Source organism: Rhodanobacter sp. Col0626 (assembly GCF_049994385.1).
In the GTDB taxonomy this organism is placed as follows: domain Bacteria; phylum Pseudomonadota; class Gammaproteobacteria; order Xanthomonadales; family Rhodanobacteraceae; genus Rhodanobacter.
Window position 1 is genome coordinate 1197507 of sequence record NZ_CP188260.1, and the last position, 17800, is coordinate 1215306.

17 protein-coding genes are annotated in these 17800 nt (G+C 65.1%); 13 read left to right on the forward strand and 4 right to left on the reverse strand.

Annotated features, from left to right (window positions below):
* Positions 1-247 precede the first annotated feature (247 nt).
* From ACPPVV_RS04805 to ACPPVV_RS04855, 11 genes are all read left to right on the forward strand, one after another.
* Positions 248-1612, forward strand: coding sequence for an epoxide hydrolase family protein (locus ACPPVV_RS04805; RefSeq protein WP_426702335.1), 1365 nt, complete (start codon positions 248-250; stop codon positions 1610-1612).
* Between the two features lie 64 nt (positions 1613-1676).
* Entirely contained in the window at positions 1677-2282 is a 606-nt protein-coding gene (locus ACPPVV_RS04810) for a DUF308 domain-containing protein (protein WP_426702336.1), read from the forward strand.
* Positions 2283-2344: 62 nt separating this feature from the next.
* Positions 2345-3400, forward strand: a complete 1056-nt coding sequence (locus tag ACPPVV_RS04815) for an alpha/beta fold hydrolase (RefSeq protein WP_426702337.1) — start codon at positions 2345-2347, stop codon at positions 3398-3400.
* A 121-nt stretch (positions 3401-3521) separates the two neighbouring features.
* Complete coding sequence (locus tag ACPPVV_RS04820) at positions 3522-4031, forward strand: cytochrome P460 family protein (RefSeq protein ID WP_426702338.1); 510 nt, start codon at positions 3522-3524, stop codon at positions 4029-4031.
* A 192-nt stretch (positions 4032-4223) separates the two neighbouring features.
* A complete protein-coding gene (locus ACPPVV_RS04825) occupies positions 4224-5057 on the forward strand; it encodes an oxidoreductase (protein WP_426702339.1) in 834 nt (277 codons plus the stop codon).
* 168 nt (positions 5058-5225) lie between these two features.
* Positions 5226-6854 carry an ABC-F family ATP-binding cassette domain-containing protein gene (locus ACPPVV_RS04830; protein ID WP_426702340.1) on the forward strand — a complete coding sequence of 543 codons (1629 nt, stop codon included), beginning with the start codon at positions 5226-5228 and terminating at the stop codon, positions 6852-6854.
* 320 nt (positions 6855-7174) lie between these two features.
* Positions 7175-7600: an organic hydroperoxide resistance protein gene (locus ACPPVV_RS04835; RefSeq protein WP_426702341.1), complete on the forward strand. Its 426-nt coding sequence runs from the start codon at positions 7175-7177 to the stop codon at positions 7598-7600.
* A gap of 53 nt (positions 7601-7653) precedes the next feature.
* A complete protein-coding gene (locus ACPPVV_RS04840) occupies positions 7654-8466 on the forward strand; it encodes an alpha/beta fold hydrolase (protein ID WP_426702342.1) in 813 nt (270 codons plus the stop codon).
* 431 nt (positions 8467-8897) lie between these two features.
* Positions 8898-10247, forward strand: a complete 1350-nt coding sequence (gene creD / locus ACPPVV_RS04845) for a cell envelope integrity protein CreD (RefSeq protein WP_426702343.1) — start codon at positions 8898-8900, stop codon at positions 10245-10247.
* On the forward strand, positions 10244-10936 hold the full coding sequence (tsaB, locus tag ACPPVV_RS04850) for a tRNA (adenosine(37)-N6)-threonylcarbamoyltransferase complex dimerization subunit type 1 TsaB (protein ID WP_426702344.1): 693 nt from the start codon (positions 10244-10246) through the stop codon (positions 10934-10936). The genes creD and tsaB overlap by 4 nt, the downstream gene beginning before the upstream one ends.
* A gap of 134 nt (positions 10937-11070) precedes the next feature.
* On the forward strand, positions 11071-11388 hold the full coding sequence (locus tag ACPPVV_RS04855; protein ID WP_426702345.1) for an EF-hand domain-containing protein: 318 nt from the start codon (positions 11071-11073) through the stop codon (positions 11386-11388).
* Between the two features lie 38 nt (positions 11389-11426).
* Here ACPPVV_RS04855 and ACPPVV_RS04860 read toward each other — a convergent pair whose 3' ends face one another.
* Positions 11427-12977 carry an FAD-dependent oxidoreductase gene (locus ACPPVV_RS04860; protein WP_426702346.1) on the reverse strand — a complete coding sequence of 517 codons (1551 nt, stop codon included), beginning with the start codon at positions 12975-12977 and terminating at the stop codon, positions 11427-11429.
* 43 nt (positions 12978-13020) lie between these two features.
* Between ACPPVV_RS04860 and ACPPVV_RS04865 the strand changes: the two genes are divergently transcribed.
* On the forward strand, positions 13021-13512 hold the full coding sequence (locus tag ACPPVV_RS04865) for a MarR family winged helix-turn-helix transcriptional regulator (protein ID WP_426702347.1): 492 nt from the start codon (positions 13021-13023) through the stop codon (positions 13510-13512).
* A gap of 37 nt (positions 13513-13549) precedes the next feature.
* Here the strand turns inward: ACPPVV_RS04865 and ACPPVV_RS04870 are convergent, their stop codons facing one another.
* Positions 13550-14590, reverse strand: coding sequence for a YeiH family protein (locus ACPPVV_RS04870; protein ID WP_426702348.1), 1041 nt, complete (start codon positions 14588-14590; stop codon positions 13550-13552).
* An 87-nt stretch (positions 14591-14677) separates the two neighbouring features.
* On the opposite strand from ACPPVV_RS04870, the gene ACPPVV_RS04875 reads away from it, so the two are divergent.
* Positions 14678-15589 (forward strand): LysR family transcriptional regulator, encoded by a 912-nt coding sequence (locus ACPPVV_RS04875; protein WP_426702349.1) that lies wholly within the window; start codon positions 14678-14680, stop codon positions 15587-15589.
* A 9-nt stretch (positions 15590-15598) separates the two neighbouring features.
* Here ACPPVV_RS04875 and ptsP read toward each other — a convergent pair whose 3' ends face one another.
* Both ptsP and ACPPVV_RS04885 read right to left on the reverse strand, forming a co-directional pair.
* A complete protein-coding gene (ptsP, locus tag ACPPVV_RS04880; protein ID WP_426702350.1) occupies positions 15599-17377 on the reverse strand; it encodes a phosphoenolpyruvate--protein phosphotransferase in 1779 nt (592 codons plus the stop codon).
* Positions 17378-17522: 145 nt separating this feature from the next.
* Positions 17523-17792, reverse strand: coding sequence for an HPr family phosphocarrier protein (locus tag ACPPVV_RS04885; RefSeq protein WP_426702351.1), 270 nt, complete (start codon positions 17790-17792; stop codon positions 17523-17525).
* Positions 17793-17800 lie beyond the last annotated feature (8 nt).

The window sequence follows — 17800 nt, forward strand, 5'->3', positions numbered from 1 at the left end:
ATCCGGTCGGGATATTCGCGGCGGATGCCGATAGCTCCGGCGATAGGGCGCTGAAGCTTGGCCAGCTCGCTGCAGCCTCATGGAAGGGGAGAAGAGCGCACAGCCACCGATACCAAGGTATCGACCGACACCATCGTGCAATCGTGCGTCTCCGGGTCTTCTGGTGTGATCGGTTCTGCGAGTTGCCCTTGGCAGCTCACCGCTACGCATCGTGCGCTGCGGTGCTCCCCGTTCCCGGAGATCGGTCATGTCTTCAGCATTCCCTGCGCTGTCTCGCCGGCGTCCGTTCGTCGCCTCGTTCCTGGTCATGGCCAGTGCGATCGCCTTGTCGGTGCCGTGCCATTTCGCCCAAGCCGCCTCGGTCACCGGCGCGGAGCGGACTTCCGGCAAGGGTGACGAGAGCATTCGTCCGTTCAAGATCCATGTACCCGAATCCGAGCTGGCTGATCTGCGCAAGCGAATTGCCGATACGCGCTGGCCCGACAAGGAGACCGTGAGCGACACCTCGCAAGGCGTGCAGCTGGCGACGATGCAGGCGCTGCTGAAGTATTGGGGCAACGGTTACGACTGGCGCAAGGTGGAGAAGACCTTGAACGCGCTGCCGGAGTTCGTCACCACGATCGACGGTATCGATATCCAGTTCATCCATGTGCGTTCGCGCGAACGGAACGCCATGCCGCTGATCCTCACCCATGGCTGGCCGGGTTCGCCGCTGGAGTTCATCAGGACGATCGGGCCGCTGACCAATCCGGTGGCCTACGGTGGTCGTGCGGAAGATGCGTTCGACGTGGTGATTCCGGCGATCCCCGGCTACGGCTTCTCGGGCAAGCCGACCGAGCTGGGCTGGAATCCCGACCGGGTGGCGAAGGCGTGGGACGTGCTGATGAAGCGGCTGGGCTACACGCATTACGTGTCGCAGGGTGGTGACCACGGCTCGGTGATTTCCGATGCACTGGCGCGTCACGCGCCGCAGGGGTTGCTCGGCGTCCACCTCAACATGCCGGCGACGATACCGGCGAACCTGGTGACGGGCATCAATACCGGCGCGCCGGCGCCGACGAATCTCTCTGCCGACGAACGGCGCGCGTACAACCAGCTGAGCACGTTCTTCGGCCGCAACGCGGCGTACGGCGCGATGATGGTGACCCGCCCGCAGACGACCGGCTATTTGCTGTCCGATTCGCCGGCCGCCCTGGCGGCGTTTACCTACGAGAAGATTGCCGAGTGGACCGACAGCGACGGCCACCCCGAGCGCGTGCTCACTCGCGACCAGATCCTCGACGACCTGACCTTGTACTGGGTCACCAACACCGGTGCCGCGTCGTCGCGCTTCTACTGGGAAAACAACAACAACAACTTCAGCGCCGAAGCACAGAAGACCGCCACCATCAAGGTCCCGGTGGCGGTGACGGTGTTTCCCGGCGAGATCTATCGCGCGCCGAAGAGCTGGACCAAGCTGGCTTATCCCTCGCTCTACTACTTCCACGAAGCGGCCAAGGGTGGTCACTTCGCCGCGTGGGAGCAGCCGCAGGAGTTCAGCGAGGAATTGCGCGAGGCGTTCCGCCCGCTGCGCAAGGACGCCGCGAGCGTGACGGCCAAGCCGGCCGGCTGACGACGACGGCCGGCGCGGCATGCAAGCGCGCGGGCCGACTCTTTCCATCGCCATGGAGCGAACCATGACCACCACCACCGCGAACCGCAGCATCCTCGCCACGCCAACGCGCCTGCGTTCGGCGAACCGTTCCTCGCTGTTGCGGCTGTACCTGATCCGCGGCGTGCTGGCCGTGCTGTGGGCGGCAGCGTTTGCCAAGGGACATGACCCGCTCGATGCGCTGGCGATCACGCTGTTGGTGATCTATCCGCTGATCGACGCGGTGTCGTCACTGATCGACTACCGCAGCATGCCGCGCGATGCGGAACGCCGGATCACCGCGTTCAATGCGGTGCTGAGCACGCTGGCCGCGATCGCCATGGGCGTGGCCGGGAGCTTCGGCGTGCCGGCGGCGCTGGCGGTATTCGGCGCGTGGGCGGTGATCGCCGGCGCGGCGCAGCTGGTGCTAGGCCTGCGTCGGCGCGGACGCGAACTGGGCAAGCAATGGCCGATGCTGATTGCCGGCGGCCTGTCGTTCCTCGTCGGCATCTCGTATGGCATTCGCGCCTTCGGCGAGCAGCCGTCGCTTGCGGTGCTGTCGGTCTACGCCACCGGTGGCGGCGTGTTTTTCATCATCCAGGCGGGCTTGCTGGCCTGGCGTGCGCGCCAGCAGCGATGTGCCGCGAACTGAGCGCTTCCTGTTTCATCACTTGAACCCGAACCGCAGGCGCTGCGCCTGTCACGGAGATTGCAATGAACGTGAACATGTTGAACGGAACAAGCCAGCCGATCCGCCGCCGCCTCGTCGGTGCCTCGCTGCTCGCGTTGGCGATGACGCCACTGGGTCTGCCCGGCGTGGTCGATGCGCAGACCATCCAGCCGGTACCCGCGCGGGTTGCTGCGAGCCATACGACGCTGGGGCCGCTGAAACACGTCAAGGCCGGCGTGCTCGACGTGGCCTATGCCGAGACGGGTCCGGCCAATGGCCCGGTGGTGATCCTGCTGCACGGTTGGCCGTACGACATCGACGCATTCGCCGATGTCGCCCCGGCGCTGGCGGCGAAGGGTTATCGCGTGCTGGTGCCATACGCACGCGGCTATGGCGGCACGCATTTCCTGTCGGCGAAAACCATGCGCAACGCCGAGCCCGCGGCACTGGCGCAGGACGTGATCGACTTCATGGACGCGCTGAAGATCCAGCGCGCCGAGCTGGCGGGTTTTGACTGGGGTGCACGCTCGGCCGACATCGTCGCGGCACTGTGGCCGCAGCGGGTGAAGGCGCTGGTATCGGTGAGCGGTTACCTGATCGGCAGCCAGGAATCGGGCAAGCAACCGCTGCCACCCAAGGCCGAGTTGCAATGGTGGTACCAGTATTACTTCGCCACCGAGCGTGGCCGTATCGGCTACGAAAAGAACCGCCACGATTTCGCCAAACTGATCTGGCAGCTCGCCTCGCCGCAGTGGAAGTTCGACGACGCCACCTTCGAGCGCAGTGCCGTGGCGATGGACAACCCGGACCACGTCGCGATCGTGATCCACAACTATCGCTGGCGGCTGGATCTGGCCAAGGGCGAGGCGAAATACGCCGCGCTGGAAAAGAAGCTGGCGGCGTTCCCGACGATCGGTGTGCCGACCATCACCATGGAAGGCGACGCCAACGGCGCGCCGCACCCGCCCGCCGAGGCCTACCGCAAGCGCTTCACCGGCAAGTACGAATACCGCCTGATCAGCGGCGGCATCGGCCACAACCTGCCGCAGGAAGCCCCGCAGGCATTCACCCAGGCGGTGATCGACGCCGATCACCTGTGACGCGAAACCCTGTAGGAGCCCGCTTGCGGGCGATGCTTCTGCGAATCCCGAATCCCTGCACTAAAGCATCGCCCGCAAGCGGGCTCCTACGAGAATGCGTTTCGGTCAAGAGAGCACGCCAATGAAACCGACATTTTTCATCGTCTGCACTGTCGCTGCTTTGTCGTGTGCGCTGGCGGCGGCCTGGGTTGTCCATGCTGACCCTGCCGCCAAACCGGCATCGCCGATCTACGGCGTCACCATTCCCGACGGCTATCGGCAATGGCCGTTGGTCGCTCCCGCCCAGGAAGCGGCGCCGCTGAACGAACTTCGCGCGGTGTTGGGCAATGCCATCGCGATCAAGGCGTATCGCGATGGCACGCTGCCGTTTCCGGATGGCACGGTGTTGGCCAAGCTGGCGTGGAAGCACGCGCAGTCGCCCGAGTTCGAGCCGGCATCCATTCCCGGCGCGGCGACCACGGTTCAGTTCATGGTGAAGGATTCGAAGAAGTACGCGGCGAGCGGCGGCTGGGGTTTTGGCCGCTTCATCGACGGCAAACCGGCTGACGAGGCGCAACATCAAACCTGTTTTGCCTGTCATCAGGCGCGGGTGAAGAACCACGATCTCGTCTTTACACGCTGGGCGCCCTGACGCAGTCCGTTCTGACCCCGGTCCGTTCCCGCTGAGCGTAGCCTGCGCAACGGGCGGAGTCGAAGCGCCGCCGGGCATGGGCGGTTCTGCACCGGCATGCCCTTCGACTTCGGTGCTGCGCACCTACGCTCAGGACGAACGGGAGGCGGCTGAGGCCAGCTATTGATCGGAAAACACAGAGGAGGAATCGACATGTCACAACGATGGCTCATCACCGGCAGCTCGCGCGGCATTGGCCGCGCGCTTGCCGAGGCGGTGCTTGCGGCCGGACATCGGCTGGTCGCCACCGCGCGCGATCTGTCGACGCTCGACGACTTGAAGCAGCGTCATGGCGACGCGGTGCGGCTGGTTGCACTCGACGTGACTGATCCGGTAGCGGCCAGCCGTGCCGTGGCGACGGCGCTGGAGGATTTCGGCGGACTCGACGTGCTGGCCAACGTGGCCGGCTACGGCAATGTCGATTCGGTGGAGGACACCACGCTGGAAGACTTTCGCCGCGAGATCGACACCAACCTGTTCGGCACCATCATCATGACCAAGGCGGCGATCCCGCTGATGCGCGAGCAGCGCAGCGGCCACATCATCCAGTTCTCGTCGGTGGGCGGACGGATCGGTGCGCCGGGACGCGCGCCTTATTCGGCCGCCAAGTGGGCGATCGAGGGTTTCTCCGAATCGCTGGCGCGCGAGATGACCCTGATCGGTGTGCGTGTCAGCGTGGTCGAGCCAGGAGGCTTTCGCACCGACTTCGCCGGTGCGTCGACTCGCTTGAACGAGGGGCGTCCGGAATACGATGCAGTGGTCGGCGCGACCGCGCGGGCGCAACGTGCCTACGACGGCAAGCAGCCGGGCGATCCGGCGCGCGCCGCCCAGGCGATCCTCAAACTGGCCTCGCTGGAACAACCGCCGTTTCGCCTGCCGCTGGGCAGCGACGCGCTGAAGATCATCGAGCAAGCTGATCGCGCCAAGCTGGACGAGCTCGAGCGCTGGCGCGCGTTGAGTGCGTCGACGGATTTTCCGACGGCCTAGCTTACGTACAGTGTCGGCGTCATAGAATGCGTGTCCCTGCAGGAGATCGCGATCCACATGTGAGCAACACGGTTCATCCATAGCCCCCGATGACATGCGCGCAACGGCATGCCATCCGGTTTCAGGCCGCGTCCGCCAAGGCGGCTGTGCACTATGGGAGATTCCCGCATGTCGGATCCGCGCATTCGCGTTTCCAATCTCGTTTTCTCATGGCCCGACGGCACGCCGGTGCTGGAAGGTCTTTCCTTCGTGCTGGGTGCGGTTCGCACCGGCCTGGTTGCACCCAATGGCGCGGGCAAGAGCAGCTTGCTGAAACTGCTGGCTGGCGAACTGCAACCGCAGGCCGGTCGGATCGAGGTATCGGGCGTCGTCGGCTATCTGCCGCAGAGCCTGGCGATGGATGGCGACGCCACGGTGGCCGAGGTGCTGGGCATCGCGGCGAAGCTGCATGCGCTGGAGGCGATTGCCGCCGGCGATGCCAACACCGCGCACTTCGATGTCGTCGATGGCGACTGGGATCTGCGCGAGCGCAGCATGAGCACGCTGGCCCGATTGGGGCTGGGCGACGTGGCGCTGGAACGTCGGCTCTCGACGTTCAGTGGCGGCGAGGCGATGTGGCTGGGTCTGGCCGCGCAACTGCTGCGACACCCGGATGTGTTGTTGCTGGATGAGCCGACCAACAACCTGGATCAGGCGGCACGTCAGCGCCTCTATTCGGTGCTGCAGGATTGGAAGGGTTGCCTGCTGGTGGCCAGCCACGATCGCGAACTGCTGGAGCGGATGGATCAGATTGCCGAGTTGATGCCGGCAGAGCTGCGGCTGTATGGCGGCGGCTTCGCGTTCTATCGCGAAGCGCTGGAAACCGCGCAACGCGCGGCCGAGCAGCAGGTGCGTAACCTGCGCAGCGAAGTGAAACGCGAGCAGCGCGAGATGCAGCAGTCACGCGAACGCGCCGCGCGGCGAGCAGGCAATGCCGCGCGCGGCCTGGCCGATGCCGGCTTGCCGCGGATCGTGGCGGGCAATCGCAAGAGCGCGGCACAGGCCACGGCAGCGAAGACGGACGCGACCCACGCCGCGCGAGTGGATCAGGTGCGGTCGCGCCTGCACGATGCGTCACGGGCGCTGCGCGAGACCGCGCCGCTGGACCTTTCACTGCCGGCCACGCGAGTGCCATCCGACCGCGTGCTGTTCGCCGCCGAAGGTCTGCGCGTGGAGCAGGGCGGTCGCGATCTGTTCGGCCCGCACGGGCTGGCGCTGAGCATCCACGGGCCGCAACGCATCGCGCTGCGCGGTGCCAACGGCGCGGGCAAGTCCAGTTTGCTGCGTGTGATCGCCGGCGAATTGCCGCCCGACGCGGGCAGCGTGCAGCGCGGCGCGGGTCGTGTCGCCTACCTGTCGCAGCGACTGGATCGGCTCGATCCCGCCCGCACGGTAGCGGAGAACTTCGCGTTCACCGCACCCGACATGCCGGCGCAGGAGCGCGCGAACCTGCTGGCCCGATTGCAGTTCCAGGGTGATCGCATGCATCTGCCGACCACCGCACTGTCCGGCGGCGAGCGCCTGCGCGCGGTGCTGGCTTGCGTCCTGCATGCCACGCCAGCGCCGCAGCTGCTGTTGCTGGACGAGCCGACCAACAACCTCGATCTCGCTTCCGTCGACCTGCTGGCGCAGGCGCTGCGCGCGTACGAGGGCGCGCTGGTCGTGGTCAGCCACGACCCGGCCTTTCTGGCGGAGATCGACGTGGGGCGCTGGATCGAGCTTTCCGATGGGCAACTGGTGGAAGACATCCGGCGCTGATTCTGCGGCGACTACGATTCACTTCCTTTCGCGGGAATGATGCTTTGGTATCGGTCGATACCTTCGTGCAATGGAGCTGATGTCGCAGCTTTGGTGTCATTCACTGCGTGTCATCTGCATCGCGCTGGATGGGTTGCGCCGATCCGGGGGCGTGCCTGTCAAGAGTCTTTCGCGTCGACGCTCTGTTGCCCGGGATCTGGCTGGTTGGCGCTGCGTGACATTGCAAACATATCTGCCGTACGGCGGCCACTGCTTCGTTGTGAAGCGAGACCGGCTGTCGCGAGTGGATTCGGTTCTCCCATTCCGCAAGAGGATTCAGCATGGCCAGGCAACTCGAGAAAATTCTGTACACCGCGCATACCCACACCACGGGTGGTCGCGACGGAACGGGCAAATCCAGTGATGGCGCGCTCGACGTCACGCTCAGCTCGCCAGGTTCGGGCAAGCCGGGGACGAATCCGGAGCAGTTGTTCGGCGTCGGTTATTCGGCCTGCTTCATGGGCGCGATGCAGATCGTCGGCGCGGCGCAGAAGATCAAGCTGCCGGCAGATACCGCCGTGGACGCCAGCGTGTCGCTCGGGCGCACGGAGAACGATACGGCGTATGGACTCGCCGTGACCTTGTCGGTTTCGTTACCGGGGCTGGATCGCGCGCAGGCGCAGCAGTTGATCGACGGTGCACACCAGGCCTGCCCGTATTCGCACGCCACGCGCGGCAACATCGAAGTGACGATCAGCCTGGTTTGACCTCTCGCGCCAGGCTCGCCTGACGCTCCCTTGTCCCTGTTGGAAGGAAGATCATGAAATTCTCATCCAAGCGTCTTGCCGCCATTCTTGCCGGATGGCTGGTGCTAGGCACCTTCGCATTGGCCATGCCGCTCGTTGCCTCGGCGCAGAAATCGCCGGCGCCGAAGCCGACCGTGGTACTGGTGCACGGTGCCTTCGCCGATTCGTCCAGCTGGAATGGCGTGATTCGTCGTCTGCACGACAAGGGCTACACAGTGATCGCGGCGGCCGATGAGCTGCGCAGCGTCAAGGGCGATGCAGCTTCCGTCAGCGCCTTGCTCAAGTCCATCCATGGCCCGGTGGTGCTGGTCGGTCATTCCTATGGCGGCCCGGTGATCAGCGAGGCAGCGACGGGTCGGGACAACGTCAAGGCGTTGGTCTACGTGGCGGCGTTTGCGCCTGAAGTGGGCGAGAACGCCGCCGAACTGTCTGGACGCTTCCCGGGCAGCTCGCTCGGCTCGGCGCTGGCTCCGCCGGTGGAACTGGCCGATGGCGGCAAGGACCTGTATATCGAGCAGGGCAAGTTCCACGCCCAGTTCGCCGCGGATGTCCCCGCTGCGCAGGCGTCGCTGATGGCGGTCGGTCAGCGTCCCGTCACCGATGCAGCACTGCATGAGGCGAGCACGTCGGCGGCGTGGAAGACCATCCCCTCCTGGTTCGTCTATGGCAGCGCGGATCTCAACATTCCACCGGCGGCCCAGGCCTTCATGGCGAAACGCGCCCATTCGCGCAAGACCGTGGTGATCAAGGGCGCGTCGCACGTGGTGATGGTGTCGCACCCGGCCGAAGTGGCTGCGTTGATCGAACAGGCGGCGCTGGCCAACTGATCCGCCTGACGGACTCGGGCAGGATTCGGCCTCTTGCCGGCTCGTGCCCGACCTCGGCAGGTGAACCTCGCGAAATACGATACCCACCCTTCGCCGGGCCGCGGACGCGAGCGCGTTCTTCAACGTCATGCAGATGACAATGGTCGTGTTGCGAATGGCAACGAAGGTGGCTACGCACCCGATCGAGGCGTCGTTGTGGTATCGCGGTGCTGGGTTCTCCGAGCAAATGGTGGCGAGGTGATCACGTTTCTGTGTGCCGTCTACGGACGGCATGCGCGACCAGCGTAACGCGCCCGGAGATCGCGTGACGGCGACAAGGCTCTGGCTGCGGTCAGCTGCATGCCACTTTTTGCCGGCGGTCAGGCCGTCTTTGCCCGCGTTGCCGCCGTCAAGCCTGCTTTGATGCCATCTCGGATCAAGGGAGTAAGGATATGGGCAGTTGGACACAGACAGTGACGGCCAAGGTGCTGGGCATCGGCGTGCTGGCGTTGTTGATGACGATACCGTTGATGCAGGTGAGCGGACTGGTCGGCGAGCGCCAGCAGTTGCGCGAGGCGGCGGTTAAGCAGATCGCGCAGGGCTGGGGTGGCAAGCAGGTGCTCGGTGGACCGGTACTGACGGTGCCGACGATCCGCCAGGTGGTTGTCGCCGCGAACCAGCCGCCGCAAGTGCAGGGCGGTAGCGAAAGCATGCTGGCGGACGAGCTGAAGGTCGATGTGGCCATGGCCGTGCAGACGCGCAGCTACGGCATCTACAGCGTTCCGGTGTTCGTTTCCACGGTGAAGCTCCACGCCCAATTCCGCGCGCAGGATCTGGCCCAGTATCGGCGCGCCAGCAACACGCAATGGCAAGGCAGCAAGGCGGAACTACGGCTGCCGATCGGTGATCTGCGCGGCTTGCAGGAAGTAAGCGACCTGCGTATCAATGGCCGGCAGTCGCGTTTCGAGTCGTCGGCCGACCGGCTGGGCCCATGGCCGAACGTGGTGGTGCCGATCGATCTGGATGCGCTGGACGGGCAACCGATCGACGTGGAAATCAGCCTGAAGCTGGCCGGTACCGAAACGCTGCAGCTGCTGCCACTGGCACGCAGCACGGATGTTGCGATGCGTGCGCCATGGAGCGATCCCAGCTTCATCGGCGGCGCGCTGCCGCTGGAGCATCAGGTGGACGCAAGAGGTTTCAGCGCGCACTGGCATCAGCTCGATCTCAATCGCAACTACGGCCAGCGTTGGGACGATGCTGGCGATGGCCTGGACAAGGCGTTGCAGGCGTCGACCTTCGGCGTGCAGTTGTACCAGCCGGTCGACGTGTACCAGCGTAACGTGCGCGCGGGGAAATACGGCCTGCTGTTCATCGCGATGACGTTCGTGGCGTTCTTCCTGTTCGAGGTGCTCAAGCGGCTGCGCGTGCATCCGGTGCAATACCTGCTGGTCGGTGCGGCATTGGCCACGTTCTACGTGGTGCTGCTGGCGTTGTCCGAGCAGATCGGTTTCGGCCCTGCGTATGCGCTGGCCGCCGCCGCGGTGGCGTTGATCGTGGGCGGTTACGCGATGGCGGTGTTGCGCGCGCGACGTGCCGGCCTGCTGCTGGGTGGCGTGTTGGGGCTGATCTACGCGATGCTGTACGGGTTGATCGCAGCCGAGCAATACGCGCTCTTGATCGGCGCCGTGGTGCTGCTGGCGATGGTTGCGCTGATGATGTACCTGACCCGCCGCATCGACTGGTACGCGTACGTACCGACATCGGCCGGGCCGCCAGCGGCTATCATGGGCAAATCATGAACCTGCTCGCGATCGAAACCGCCACAGAAGCCTGCTCCGTCGCCCTGATCCACGGCGATGAACTGATCGCCCGCAGCGAAATCGCGCCGCGTCGGCATACCGAACTGGTGCTGCCGATGGCCGACGAACTGCTGGCCGAAGCCGGTATCGGCCGCCACGCACTGGACGCGATCGCGGTGGGCCGCGGCCCGGGCGCATTCACCGGCGTGCGCCTGGGCGTGTCGCTGGCGCAGGGCATGGCGCTGGCGCTGGATCTCCCGGTGATCACCATCTCCTCGCTCGCGGCGTTGGCACTGGAGGCGCCGGAAGAGGAAGGCACCGCCATCCTCGCCGTGATCGACGCACGCATGGGCGAGATCTACGCCGCCTGCTATCGCCGTGACGACAACGGCGGCCTGATCGCACTGGACGACGAACGCATCTGCACCGCCGAGACACTGTTGCTGCCACCCGCCGATGCCTGGCAGGTGGTCGGCAGCGGCTGGGCCACCTACGCCACCGTGCTGTGTGAACGACTCACCGGCCCCCTGCATTCGGCCGACGGTGTGCGTTACCCGCAGGCCGTGCACGTCGCCGAACTCGCCGTGCGCGAATTCCAGGCGGGTCGCGCACAGGCGCCGGAACTGGCCTTGCCGGTCTACTTGCGCGACAAGGTGGCGCTGACGCTGGTGGAGCAGGGCCGCGCGTAAGCGGACCCGATGCGTCGGGGCGAAATCCGATCGGACCCGCTCCGCCGGTGATCTGGCACAACGTTCGTGGGTTATCGTGCCAAGGCGTGCCCTCGTCGGCATGAGCGATTCCACCGTAGCGACAGGAGAAGGCTATGCCACGTACATTGCCAGTGTTGTTCGTGATCGCGGCGTGCGCGATCTCACCGTGGCCCGCGCTGGGCCAGAGCGGTCTGGGCGGTATCGTCAACAGCGTCAGCATGCTGGACAGGAATTTCGACGCGGCTGACAAAAACCACGACAGCCTGCTCAGCAAGGACGAAGCCCGTGCCGGGCACGTACCTTTCATCGTCGCCAACTTCGATGCCATCGACACGCGCCATCGCGGTCTGGTATCGAAGGACGAGGTGCACGATTTCATCAAGCGGTCATTGCTGCGCAACCAGCCGGCGCCCGGTTCGTCGAGCAAATAGGGACACGAGCGTACGTAGCCGGCGACCTGGCTGGGTCGTCATTTGGTCAGGGACATCGCCAGATCCGCAGATGGACAGGCATGACGATGTTCCCCCACAGCCAGGCCGACTTTCCGAAGATAGTTCTCCAACGCTCCGATTTCACCGGATGCGCCGATCGCACCCACGTAGCCGTCGGGGCGCACCAGTACCCAGCCGCCATCGGTCAGATCGTAAGCATCCCTGAAGTGGCCGCCTTCATCTGTGTAATCGGCAAGCGCCCCCAGTTTGTGGATGTGCAACCCGGCGCGCGGCAGAACCGGTTTGTCATCGACCGCATACGCCAGCAGTGTCCATTGCGTTCCCTTGAACAGATCAAACAGACGCGTCGGCTGGCCGGCGGCGCCGAGGATCGGTGCATCGGGTGCACGGTCTCCCGCGAGCAGCCCACGCGCGTCTTCCGAAGCATGCATTGCGAGGGATGACCCTGGGTATCCGAGATCGAGCTGGTGGACCTCGCGGCCGCGTCGCATCACACCCTGCCTCGCTGCGTCGAGCAGTCTGGAGGCGAGGCCGAGCACGTCCGCCGCGATGGGGCGTCGTTCCTCCTCATAACTGTCAAGCAGCGCGTCCGGCGCGCCGGTACAGACGGCGGCCAATTTCCAACCCAGATTGTAGGCATCCTGGACACTGGTATTGAGACCTTGGCCTCCAGTGGGCGGGTGAACGTGAGCGGCATCGCCGACGAGGAATACGCTGCCGACACGGTAACGGTCAGCGAGCCGTGCATTCATGTTGAAGGCAGACGCCCAGGACACGGATTCGATGCGGATATCGTCACGGCCCGTGCGCCCGGCCACCATCGCGCAGAGACCTTCGGCCGACAGGTCGATGTCGCCGTCGAGCGGCACTGGCGCCTGCAGCTGAAACAAATCGGTTCCCGCAAGCGGGCACAACGACATCTGACGATCCATCGAGCCTCCGTTGAAGCGATGCCAGGCATCGCGTCCGAGTCCGGTCAAGGCGACATCGGCGACTACGGCACGAATGCCAAGCGTCTTGCCCGGAAAGCCGATCCCGAGCGCGTGACGCACGAAGCTGCGTCCGCCATCCGCACCGACGAGGTAACGCACGCGAATGACTTGCTCGCCGGCCTGGCTGCCAAGGGTTGCCGTTACGCCGTCGTCGTCCTGCGCCAAACCGATCAGTTCGCATCCGAACTCCACGACATGCCCCCATTCAAGGAGACGCTCGCGCATCACCCGCTCGGTCAGGAACTGCGGTACCAGCAGAGGTATGTGGCAAGGCTCGGAGGGCGTCGAATCCGCATGTTCGATGACCGGGGATTCGGTGAAGCTGCCATCATCGCGGTACTCCCGTTGCGGGGGATAAAGACCACCGACCGCGACGATGCGGTTGATGATGCCGAGATCCTCGAAGACCTCTTGTGTCCTCGGCTGGATACCTTTGCCGCGTGAGCCCTGGAACGGACCTTCCATTTTCTCGATCAAACGAAAGGAGATACCTCGCCGGGCCAGATCGATGGCGAGCGTGAGGCCGGCTGCGCCGGCACCACAGATCAACACTTGAACTGCAAAGTCATTTTTCATGGCTACCTCGATAGGTGTAATATGCACTCAATAGGAGCATGCTATGCCATCAAAGAAACAAGTGCAACATGCACATATATCGGCCCGGCTGAGGAGCCTGCACGGGGCGCTGATCAGCATCGTCAGCGCAATGAACCGCCCGCAGCGCGATGAGGTGCTCATCAAGGCTGCGGGTATCCGGCTCGACCGGGCGCTCTTTCCGCTGCTGGTAGGCATCGAGCGTCTCGGCCCTATAGGTGTGGTGGATATGGCTGATCGGGTGGGGCGCGACTACACCACCGTCAGCCGTCAGGTCGCCAAGCTCGAGAGCCTTGGCTTGGTAGAGCGCCGCGCAAATGCCGCCGACCGCCGCGTGCGGGAGGCTGTCATCACCGCAAAGGGCAAGGCGATGACCGATCTTGTCGATGCCGCACGCGAGCGCATGGGCCTCGCCATCTTCAAGACATGGGGCGCGCACGACATCGACGAGCTGGTGCGGTTGATGCAGAAGTTTGCGGACGCGATCGAGGACGATCAGCCCGGCGGGCAGAAGTAACTACCGCGAAGGGCTCCCATGCATGCGATCCACGGCATCAAAGTTGGCCGATCACCCATTGCACCAGCAGACTGCTGACCGCTACCGCGATCCATACGCCCAGTCCCAGCAGGATCGGTCGTGCGCCGCTGGCAGCCATCTTGCGCAGGTTGGCCGAAAGCCCGATCGCGGTCAGCGCCACGATGATCAGGAATTCGGCCAGCATGTGCAGGGCCGGCTGGATGGCGATGGGAATCAGGCCGGCGGTGCGGACGGCCGAGGCGACCAGAAACCACAGGATGAACCACGGGAAGATGCTGGCGAGGCGGAACTGGCCAATGCTGCCGTCCTGCGCGTGTTTGCGCTTTTCGCGTGCGGCGACGACGAAGGCGAGCACCAGGCACACCGGGATGATCAGGGTGGCGCGGGTCAGCTTGACGATGGTGGCGTAGTCGCCGGCGGCCTTGCTGAAACTGTAGCCGGCGGCAACCACCGAGGAGGTATCGTTGATCGCCGTGCCGGCCCACAGGCCGAAGCCGAGGTCGCTGAGATGCATCAGGTGGCCGAGCAACGGAAACAGCAGGACCGCGACCAGGTTGAACAAGAAGATGGTGGAGATCGCGAAGGCGGTGTCGTGGTCGTCCGGGCGGATGATCGGGGTCACCGCGGCGATCGCCGAGCCGCCGCAGATCGCGGTGCCCACGCCGATCAGGATCTTCAGCTTGTCGTGGACGCCGAGCCAGCGGCCGAGCAGCCGCGCGGCGAGGAACGCCACGGTCATCGTCACCAGGGTGACGGACAGCGATTCCAGGCCGGTCTTCGCCACCTGGCTCAGGCTGAGCCCAAAGCCCAGCGCGATGATGGACCACTGCAACACTTTCTTGCCGGTGAACGCGATGCCCGGGGTGTAGCGCTCGCCCGGCGACAAAAGGTTGCGCACGATGATGCCCAGCACGATGCCGATGACCGGACCGCCGATCAGCGGCAGCCAGCGCCCCAGCAACAACGCCAGGAGGCCGATCGCCACCGCCAGCAGCAAGCCCGGTGCGCGCTGTCGCAGAGGGCTGGACGAGGTGGCGGGAAGGGTGGGTGCGTTCATGCATGGACTCCGGCAATGGCGCCATTGTCCACCCACGGGTCAATCAGGAAAATTTGGAATATGTGATGAGTTGTATAAGATGTACTGATGATCAATATCAGCCCGCGACAGCTCGAGGTCTTCGTGCAGATCGCCCTGCATGGCAGCATGCGGGCCGCTGCCGAATACCTGCACCTCACCCAGCCGGCGGCCAGCATGGCGCTGGCGGAAATGGAACGGCAGCTGGATGCACCGGTATTCGCACGCGAGCGCGGTCGGTTGCGCCTGAATGCACGTGGTCGCGAATTGCTGCCGCTGGCGCAGGAGCTGCTGGAGCGGCACGCCGAATTCGGCCGACGCGGCCGCGAGGACGGTGCCGCGCTGAGCGGTGAACTGCGCATCGGCGCCAGCAATACGGTGGGCAATTATCGGGTCGGCGAGCTGCTTGGCGCATTCGTACGCGCCCATCCGCAGGTGGCGATCCGCTTGCGCGTGGCGAACACCGAGACGATCGCCACGGCGATGCTCGACCACAGCCTGGACATCGGCTGCGTCGAGGGACCGGTGACTCATCCGCAACTCGAAGTGCGCCCGTGGCGCGACGATCTGCTAGTGGTGTGTGCGCCGCCGGAACACCCGCTGGCACGCAAGCGTGGCCTGAAACCCACGGATTTCACCGGCGCACGTTGGGTATTGCGCGAGCCCGGCTCGGCCACGCGTGCAACCAGCGAGCGCGTGCTGGCGCAGCTGCCGCCCGGCGAAACCGTGCTTGAGCTCGATCAGATCGAGGCGATCAAGCAAGCCGTGGTTGCCGGATTAGGCATCGCCTGCCTGCCTGCGGTGGCGGTGACAGATGCGCTGGCGACAGGACGACTGAAGGCGCTGAAGACCCCGTTTCTGGACCTGCAACGCAAGCTGTCGTTGCTGTTGCACCGGCAGAAATATCGTGGTGCGTTGCTGGATGCCTTTCTGGACAGCATTGACGTAGGCGGCGGCGATGCCAGCGGACCTCGGCGCTGATCGAGCCCGTCAGGCAACGGGCCGTTCGCGACCCGCACACTGGTTCAAGGCTTCCGACGCGTTCACGACGTCGTTCAACAAGGCCTCGGCCTGCTCGTGTGTATGCACACGCAGAAGCCTTGCGGCGTGGCGGCGCAGCTCGGCATGGTCGAGCGTGGCGAGGCGGTCGCGCACCTGCAGGATCTGTCCGGGATGCATGCTGAATTCGCATAGCCCCAGCATCAGCAACAAGGCGGTGAAGTTCACGTCGCCAGCGATCTCGCCGCACAGGCTCACCGGTTTCTTCGCGCGGCGGCCAGCGCTGATCACATGCGACAGCAGTCGCAGCAGGGCCGGTTGCAGCGGGTTGTAGATGTTCTCCAATGCATCGTTGCCACGGTCGGCAGCAAGCACGTATTGGGCAAGGTCGTTGGTGCCGATCGCGAGGAAGTCGGCGTATTCCAGCAGCGCACGCACATTGATCGCCGCTGCGGGCACCTCGATCATCGCACCGAGCGGCAGCTTCTCCGGCAGGTCGATGTTCTCGCGCTTCAGATCCTGTCGTGCCAGCTTGAACAGCGTACGCACCGCGATCAATTCGTCCGGCTGGGTCACCATCGGCACCAGTACGCGCACCGGGCCGTAGCAGGCGGCGCGCAGGATCGCGCGGATCTGGGTGGTGAATACCGCCGGGTAACGCAGCGACAACCGCACGCCGCGCACGCCGAGTGCGGGATTGTCCTCGCCACGCAATGACAGCCCGGCGGCGTCGGCCTTGTCCGCGCCGAGGTCCAGTGTGCGGATGGTGACCGGCAGGCCGCCCATGCCCATCACCAGGTCGCGGTAGGCGATGAACTGTTCGTCTTCCGAGGGCAGGCCCTTGTGCTTGAGAAACAGGAATTCGGTGCGGTACAGGCCCACGCCGTCGGCGCCGCGGGCGCGCGCCATCGCCACGTCGATCGAGGTTTCGGCGTTCGCCAGCAAGCCGATATCGACACCATCGCGGGTGCGCGTGGGTGCGTTGGCGAGCTTGGCCAGGCGCCGGCCTTCGATGGCCGCTTCGCGCTGCCAGGCGCGGTAACGCGACAGGTCCTGAGCGGTCGGATGCACCACCGCTTCACCACGTTCGGCGTCGAGCAGGATCAAATCGTCGTCGTGGATATTGGACAGTGCATCGCGCGTGCCCACCAGCATCGGCAGGCCCAGGCTGCGCGCCAGGATCGCGCTGTGCGAATACGCGCTGCCGGAACTGGCGACCACGCCAAGCAGGCCATTGCCGGCCAGTTGCGCCATGTCGCCGGGAGCGATGTTGTCGGCGATCAGGATCTCGCCGACTCGCGCGGCAAGTTTGCGTTCCTCCGGGCTGGTCTGGCGCTGCAGCGCGGAGATCACCCGATTGATCACCTGCTCGACGTCCTCCTTGCGGCTGCGCAGGTACGGATCGTCCATGGCCTCGAACACGGCAGACAGGCGGTCACGCTGTTTTTTCAGCGCTGCGCCGGGACGGTAGTGGCCGACTTTCACCAGATCGTCCAGTCCGCGAAGCAGCTCGGCGTCGTCGAGCAGCAGACTGTGCGCGTCAATGAACTCGTTGACCTCGCGTGCCAGCGCACCGTGCAGCTTGCCGCGCAGTTCGCGCAATTCCTGCCGCGCGGTGTCCAGCGCCTGATGCAGTCGCTGCAGTTCGACCTCGATTTCTTCCTCGGCCAGCGGCCGGGTATCGACGGTGTAGCGGCTGGGCTGCACCAGCCGGGCACGTCCCAGTGCCATGCCGTGGGCAGCGACGGTGCCGGTGAGCAGGTGCCTCACTTCGGGCCCCTCGCGGAGCTGGTATTGGGGATTGGGGATTCGGGATTCGGAAAAGCTGGCAGCATGAAACCGACGGCGCACTGCCCGTCTGCCTGCAGGTTGCTTCCAACGAATCGCGAATTCCGAATTCCCAATCCCATACCAATCATGCTCCCTCGTCGAACTTGCGCTCAAACAGCGCAGCCACGGCCGCCAGCGCGGATGCCTCGTCCGGACCGTCGGCGCGAATGGTCAGCGGACTGCCGAGGCCGGCGGCCAGCATCATCACGCCCATGATGCTTTGCGCATTGACTTCGCGGCCCTTGCTCACCAGCCATACCGTGGATTTGAAACCTTGTACCAGTTGCACCAGTTTGGCCGAGGCGCGGGCGTGCAGCCCCAGCCGGTTGGAAATGACGACGTCTTGTTCAAGCATGATGAAAG